The sequence below is a fragment of the Paenibacillus camerounensis genome, from assembly GCF_000723885.1.
Lineage (GTDB): Bacteria > Bacillota > Bacilli > Paenibacillales > Paenibacillaceae > Paenibacillus_AQ > Paenibacillus_AQ camerounensis.
Map to the genome: position 1 here is coordinate 22122 of NZ_CCDG010000075.1, position 7463 is coordinate 29584.

Sequence of the window (7463 nt, forward strand, 5' to 3'; positions counted from 1 at the left end):
GCCGGGGCCTGAAAGCTGGCTGTTTCATTCATAGCATAATCGTACTATCAGGAATTAATTGCAATACTTAATAACGGGCAGTGTGTATGCAGGAAAGGTGGAGGAGGCAAGCCATGAATGAGGGACTGAATGTGTTTCTCCGGTTAACAGACCGGCAGCGTGAAGCCAGATTGCGGCGCTGCGGACTGAAGGCTGCTATGACTCCTGCCGGCAGGACACAGCTGGAACGGCCAGGGATTTCCTCACCGGGAGAACCTTCGGTGCAGCCGCATTACACAGAACGAAGCAGCATACATAGACAGCAGTATATCGTCAGGATTTTTAATCTGCAGGTCGTGGATCTTCAGGGTCTGGGAGCCGGACAGGCTATGGGCCGGCAGGGGGGTATCCGCGTTGAGGAGGGGGCGGCAGTTATTGGCGGAATCATTGCCGGGGAAGCCGTGCAGCCGGCGCAGCGGAGTGTTGCGGGAGCTACGGCAGCTGAACCGGCACCGGGCAGCGGGTACAATCGCCGCGGTGCGGCGGGACAGCTGCGGGAGACTGCAGTACGCGCGCTGTACAGCCTGGGGCTGGATAGCGGCGAGGTCCGTCTGACGGCGCTTGGCGGCAGGCAGTATGCGGTAGAAGAGGTTATCCCGTTCTCTGTTGCAACGGGTGAATTACCGGGGGCCTATCAGGCGGCTGTACAGGCGCTGAGCGCTGCTCTTGGCTCTGAGCAGCCCGGCCGTCCGGGGCTGCTCATGGGCATGGACCCGGAGTTCATTCTGCTCCGGGAATCCACCGGCCGCGTCGTGCCTGCGTCGCGGTACCTGCCCCTGGACGGCGCCGCGGGCTGCGACGCCGGACCTCCGGGAACGCGCGGCACGTTCCCGGTTGCCGAGCTGCGCCCTCAGCCGCGCGGGGAACCGCGCGCGCTGCTGGCGCAGCTGATGTCCGCCGTGCGCGCGGCGGACCGGCTCATCGCCGACCGCTCGCTGAGCTGGCGGGCGGGAGGCATGCCGCTGCCGGGCTGGGCCCTCGGCGGCCACCTGCACTTCAGCGGCGTGACGCTGACGGCGCCGCTCCTGCGGGCGCTCGACAACTACCTCGCGCTGCCGCTGATGCTGCTGGAGGACGCCGGGGCTGCCGCGCGGCGTCCGCGTTACGGCATGCTCGGCGATTTCCGGATTCAGCCGCATGGCGGCTTTGAATACCGGACCCTGCCGAGCTTCCTCGTCTCCCCGGTCATCGCCAGAGGCGCGGTCTTCCTGGCTCACCTGATCGTGAGCCGCTACGAAGACCTGGTGCTTCGCCCGCTCGACCGGGAGGAGCTGCACGCCGCTTATTACAGCGGCGTCAAACCTCCGCTGCGTGCAGCGTTCATCCCGCTGCAGGCGCAGCTGAGAGGGCTGCCCGGCTATACGCAGGCCGCCCGATATATCGAACCGCTCCTGGGCTACATAGCCGCGGAGCGGACCTGGGACGAGTCGCGCGATATCCGCGGACTGTGGCGCCCTACAGAAGCTGCTCCGGCAGCTTCTGTAGAGGTGTAAGCATACAGCCCTTTTGCACGGGCGATAGACAACGCGCGCGGATAATCAGGGAGCGCAGGCAGCGCGGACAATAGAGGGCAGAGGGCAGAGCGCGCGTCAAACCGCCGAGCAAAAGCCCCGTCCCTCCGGGCTTCTGGCCAAAGCGGCTTATAGCAGCCTGCTATTACATGATCCTTCCGCGCTGCTCCTTTCTCACCCCTGCTGCTTGTCAATATACAGCATGGTCCAGGAGCCGATTGTCTGGAAGCCGAGCCTTTCGTAGATCACACCGGCCTGGGATTGTCATAGAACAGGCACAGCAATTTGCCTTCAGCGAGCAGGTCTGCACACAGCTGTGCCACCCATATTGCCTGCCAGCCCCCGGCCCCGGTAATCCGGGTGGGTAGCGACCCCTACTCCCATGGCTGACAGGGAGTTCTCAGCGGTAGTCGATGCCACAGCGATCGCTTGACCGTGCTGCTCCGCAAAAAAAGTACGGCCGGTGCCGCTTTCCAGCGCTGTCCGCAGGCTTTTCCGCGAATTCTCAGTGCTGCCGGCAAATTCCTCTATCTGGTCAGTGAGTGTGCAGACGGCTTCGACATCATTCACGGTTGCTTTTTTGAACACAAGCGGTACAGCGGCTGAAGAACTAATTCTCTCATTTATCTCCTTCAGCTCAGCGAAATGCATCCGCTTTTCCTCCCGGACCGGAACCTTTCCTTTAAAAGCCTCAATAACCCCGGTATCGCCCGAAATCATCTCGGCACGACTGTTCCTGCGTATCAGCTCCGCCAGACCTTCTGCATCAAATGCACCGTCCGCATAAGGCAGGTAACTGTCATAAAAGCGCAGCAATACTGCTTGCAGCGGGCCGTCCGGTGAATCACATTCGCCGCACAGCTTGATCGACGGATTACGGCCTGCCAGCTCCATCACCCGTTCCCGGTCTGCCTCATACAGTCTGCGTATCATTCATATCCTCCGATGGTATATTTTAACGTCTGCACCGTAATCTTTCTATACCTGCGACCCTCTTTCTTCCTATTAGCTGCGGGAGTAACTTTGCCCGGTGACTTTCTGCTATAATAGAGAGTATTGAAGAAATGGCATGGAGGTTAACGATGGCTAAATATACGCCGATGATGGAGCAGTATTTGAAGGTAAAGGAAGGGGCAAAGGACGCGTTCCTTTTTTTCCGGCTGGGCGATTTCTATGAAATGTTCTTTGAGGATGCGATCCTTGCCTCGAAGGAGCTTGAGATAGCATTAACCGGCCGCCAGGGCGGTACCGATGAGAAAATTCCGATGTGCGGAGTGCCTTATCATGCGGCCGAAGGTTACATACAGCGTCTGATTGAAAAAGGCTACAAGGTCGCAATCTGCGAGCAGCTCGACGATCCTGCGGTAACGAAGGGGATGGTGCGGCGCGATATTGTCCGCGTGGTTACGCCCGGAACTGTCATGGACGGGAAGATTCTTACGGATAAAAGCAACAACTACCTTGTCTGCGTCACAGAGGACGACGGGATGATGGCGCTGGCAGCCTGCGATTTGACAACGGGTGAGCTGTATGTGACCTCTGTCCTGTCCGGATCAGAATGGCTGCGCGATGAGATCGGCATCTATGAGCCGGCAGAAATTATCGGGGATGCGGCATTGCTGGAACAGCTGCGCAGTGAAGCTTCACTTCTCGCTAAGCCGGTGGTGTACACGCCCTGGGATAAAAAAGAAGAAGAGCTGGCCCGCCGCCAGTTCGGTGAAGCCGCCTGGGTCCGGCTGGAGAAGGAGCGGGGCAGCTGCCTGGCGCTGCTGATCTCCTACCTGAGCGAAACCCAGCGCCGTTCGCTTGGACAGCTTAGCCAGATTTCCCCGTATGAGCCGGGCAACTATATGATTCTTGCCCCGTTCACCCGCCGCAATCTGGAGCTGACGGAAACGGTGCGCGAACGTTCGAAGAAGGGCTCGCTGCTCTGGCTGCTCGACCGTACCGAAACCTCAATGGGCGGACGCCTGCTGCGCCGCCGGATCGACAAGCCGCTGCTGCAGCGCGCACCGATTGAGCGGCGGCTGGAGGCCGTCGATTATCTGTATAACCAGTTTATTGAACGTGAGGACCTGCGCGGCGCCCTGAAGGAGATTTATGATCTGGAGCGGCTTGTCGGACGGATTGCCTTCGGCAGCGCCAACGGCCGTGACATGAATGCTCTTAAGCTGTCCCTGGACCAGATTCCGGCGTTGAAGGAGATGTGCCTGAGTTCCGGCTCGTCCACGCTGCGGGATATTGCGGCTTCAATGGATGTGTGTGCCGAGCTGCGTGACGATATTGATTCAGCTATCGTAGAGGACCCTCCGGTATCCGTGCGGGACGGCAACATTATCCGGACCGGCTACCATGAACGTCTGGACGAGCTGCGCGGTGCCAGCACCAGCGGCAAGCAGTGGCTCGCGGAGCTTGAAGCGAAGGAGCGCACCGCTACAGGCATTAAGTCGCTGAAGATCGGCTTCAACAAAGTATTCGGATACTATATAGAAGTTACCCGTTCCAATCTGTCCTCCTTGCCGGAAGGCCGCTATGAGCGCAAGCAGACATTGGCCAATGCCGAGCGTTTTGTTACGCCGGAGCTGAAGGAGAAGGAAGCGCTGATTCTCGAAGCCGAGGACAAAATGACGGACATCGAATACAGCCTCTTCACGGAGCTTCGCGACCGGATTGCCGCGCAGATTCCACGCCTGCAGGCGCTGGCCGAGAAGGTGGCGGAAATTGACGTGTACCAGTGCCTCGCCGCTGTCAGCGCCGAGCACCGGTTCGTTAAGCCGAAGCTGTCAGACGGTTACGACCTGCGGCTGGAGGGCGGACGCCATCCTGTCGTGGAGGCGGTGCTGAAGGATTCCAGCTTTATGGCTAACGGCAGCACGCTGACCAGGAATGACGGCAATATTCTGCTGATTACCGGACCGAACATGGCAGGTAAGAGCACCTACATGCGCCAGGTGGCCCTGATCTGCATTCTGGCGCAGGTCGGCTGCTTCGTTCCGGCATCCAGTGCGGAAGTGCCGCTGATTGACCGGATTTTTACCCGGATCGGAGCGGCGGATGACCTGATCGGCGGGCAGAGTACCTTTATGGTGGAGATGGCCGACATTCAGGTCATGACCGAAAAGGCTACCGCCCGCAGCCTGATTATCATTGATGAGCTTGGCCGGGGAACCTCCACGAGTGAAGGGATGGCTATTGCCCAGGCGGTCATCGAGTATGTGCATGATACTATTGCCTGCAAAGCGCTTGTATCCACCCATTTCCATGAGCTGGCTCATCTGGAGCAGAGCCTTGGAGGGCTGCGCAACTACTCCATGGCTGTGCAGGAGAGCGGCGACAAGGTCAACTTCCTGCGTAAGCTGGTGCCGGGAGCGGCTGACAGCAGCTACGGGATATACTGTGCCCGGCTGGCCGGCCTGCCGGAGGGCATCATCGACCGTGCGTACGGGCTGCTGCAAAGCATCGAGCAGGCAGCGCCTCCGGGGAGTGCAGCTTTGAAATACGGCGGCAGTGCGGGCAGCGGTCCGGGCAGTCTGGTGAAGGAAGCTTCACAGCCTTCCGGGGAGCAGCACAGCGCGCAGGCATCGGCTGCGCAGGATACGCAGTCGCCGGCATCATCAGAAGCTGAAGCCCGGTCTGCGGGCCAGGCGCATCCGGCTTCAGCGGCCTTCGGCGGCGGTTCTGCTTATGCGGAGGCTGCCGTATCTCTTGCTCCTTTGGAAGAGAGTGCGGATCAGGAAGTGATCCAGCTCTCTATCTTTGGAGAAGAAGAGCCGCGTAAAGGCCGTAAGGGCGGCGGTGCGGATGCTGCCGCCGCGCCGGCCAGGGAGAATCCTGTCCTGAAGGAACTGGTCGCCGCCGTACAGGGCGCGGACCTGATGAACATGACGCCGCTGCAGGCGATGGGCCTGCTGAACGAGCTGAAGCAGAAGGCTAAAGGGTTGTAATATAGCAGTGGCAGTGGCTAAGCGGCGGCTCCCATAGCAACGGCCCCTATAACAGCGGACTGTCTTTGCAGGGAGCTACCTTAGAATCAGCTATCTAGACGCTTCTGTGTTTGATATTACTACTGCTGCGGATGATGAATGAGGGATCACTGCCAAGTTAAGTGGAAATTTGTCATCTAATTCCTGGCTGGTATGTGCTTAGAGGATAATAGTTTGATAAACGTCACTTAATTCCGGGGTTTTAGGCTCCTAAGCGGGATATTGGCTAATTTAGATGACCATTTTCCACCTAATGCTGAAAATGGCTGAGGAATAGCGGAATTAGGTGGCGGAAATCCAACTAAATGGTGTGGAGCGTGGAGCCATCATTGAGGATGGCCATTGTGGATGGCCATTGAGGGTCGCAATACCAGTGGACCGCGATACGTTCTCCGGTCCCTGCCGTCCCGAAACTTTGCCTCCCTGAACCTGTCCTCCAGTGGCCCGCTATCTTAGCTCTACCGGTTATTTGTGGATAAGCAAACATAGCTTCTTATTAATTTATAAACCGCGAGGTGAATGAACCATGGCCAAAATTCATGTGCTGGACGAGCATATTGCCAACCAGATTGCTGCCGGTGAAGTGGTGGAGCGGCCGGCTTCTGTTGTAAAGGAGCTGGTGGAGAACGCAATTGACGCCGGCAGCACCCGTATTGAGGTCACCGTGGAAGAAGGCGGCCTGCAAAGCATCCGGGTCAAGGACAACGGCTCGGGCATCGAGCCGGATGATTGCGAGACGGCGTTCTACCGTCATGCGACAAGCAAGATTGCGACCGGCCGTGACCTGTTCCAGATCACAAGCCTCGGGTTCCGGGGCGAGGCGCTGCCCAGTATTGCGGCGGTGTCGAAGCTTACGCTGCTGACAGCCAGCGGCGATGACGGCAAAGGGCGGCAGGTTGATATTGAAGGCGGTAAGCTGATCCGGAATGAGGATCAGCCGTCCGGTAAGGGCAGCGATATGGCTGTGCGTGAATTATTCTATAATACGCCGGCAAGGCTGAAATATATGAAGAGCATCCAGACCGAGCTTGGTCATATTTCGGATGCAATGTACAGGATGGCCCTGGCCCATCCTGACATCTCTTTTACACTGCAGCATAACGGCAACCAGCTGCTGCGCACGCTCGGCAACGGCGACCTGCTGCAGGTCATAGCTGCTGTCTACGGCACCTCGGCCGCCAAGGCGATGCTGCCGGTCAGCGCGGAAGACCCGGATTACAAGATCTCAGGCTATATCAGCCGGCCGGAGTGGACCCGTTCCAACCGCAATGCGGTGACTACGATTGTCGGCGGGCGTTACATCCGCAGCAACGGGCTGAATGCCGCTATTATGCGCGCGTATCATACGCTCCTGCCGATCAACCGCTATCCGCTGCTCGTATTGGAGCTGGATATGCACCCTTCGCTCGTAGACGTCAACGTGCATCCGGCGAAGCTGGAGGTGCGCTTCAGCAAGGAGCCCGAGCTGTACGCCTTTGTGGAGCAGGAGCTCCGCAAGGTGCTGCTCGGGGAGGATCTGATTCCCCGTCCGGGCAGGGAATTGGTAGGCGGGAAGGGCAGCAGCTCCTTCATCCAGGAGCAGTTCGCCTTCACCAAAGGGAATGTCCCGGCTCCGCAGGAATCCGGCGCAGGCGCCCCGGCAGCAGTCCATGGAGATGCCTCAGCAGCACTCCCGGGCTTAAGTGCCTCAGCGGAAGCACCCGGTGCAGCTGCTTCATCAGCAGCAGCCGCTGATGCAAGGCTGCCTGGAAATGTCTCCGGCAGCAGCACTCAGCAGCCGATAACACCGTCCGGCGGCACCCAAAGTCCGCCAGGGGCCGCTGCCAGCGGCTACACACCGCCGGCAGTGTCCGCGGGCGGCGCAAACAGCGCGCCCCTGTTCAGCAGCGGCTCTTCCGGTGCGGCCCTGCGGCCCGGCCAGGCCCAGCCG

The 7463-nt window shown here is 59.3% G+C and carries 4 protein-coding genes; 3 read left to right on the forward strand and 1 reads right to left on the reverse strand.

Going from position 1 to position 7463, the window contains the following annotated elements; genetic code table 11:
- Positions 1-113 precede the first annotated feature (113 nt).
- Positions 114-1532: a putative amidoligase domain-containing protein gene (locus BN3772_RS24980; protein WP_052380677.1), complete on the forward strand. Its 1419-nt coding sequence runs from the start codon at positions 114-116 to the stop codon at positions 1530-1532.
- Positions 1533-1841: 309 nt separating this feature from the next.
- Here the strand turns inward: BN3772_RS24980 and BN3772_RS24985 are convergent, their stop codons facing one another.
- Complete coding sequence (locus tag BN3772_RS24985; RefSeq protein ID WP_052380678.1) at positions 1842-2483, reverse strand: GNAT family protein; 642 nt, start codon at positions 2481-2483, stop codon at positions 1842-1844.
- A gap of 149 nt (positions 2484-2632) precedes the next feature.
- On the opposite strand from BN3772_RS24985, the gene mutS reads away from it, so the two are divergent.
- Positions 2633-5494 carry a DNA mismatch repair protein MutS gene (gene mutS, locus BN3772_RS24990; protein ID WP_042203031.1) on the forward strand — a complete coding sequence of 954 codons (2862 nt, stop codon included), beginning with the start codon at positions 2633-2635 and terminating at the stop codon, positions 5492-5494.
- Positions 5495-6059: 565 nt separating this feature from the next.
- Positions 6060-7463 (forward strand): DNA mismatch repair endonuclease MutL (gene mutL / locus BN3772_RS24995; RefSeq protein ID WP_244444834.1); only part of this gene is annotated, 1404 nt, incomplete at its 3' end.

Coding starts and splice junctions, on each gene's coding strand:
- BN3772_RS24980 (WP_052380677.1), top strand. CDS start 114: ATGAATGAGGGACTGAATGTGTTTCTCCGGTTAACAGACCGGCAGCGT.
- BN3772_RS24985 (WP_052380678.1), bottom strand. CDS start 2,483: ATGATACGCAGACTGTATGAGGCAGACCGGGAACGGGTGATGGAGCTG.
- mutS (WP_042203031.1), top strand. CDS start 2,633: ATGGCTAAATATACGCCGATGATGGAGCAGTATTTGAAGGTAAAGGAA.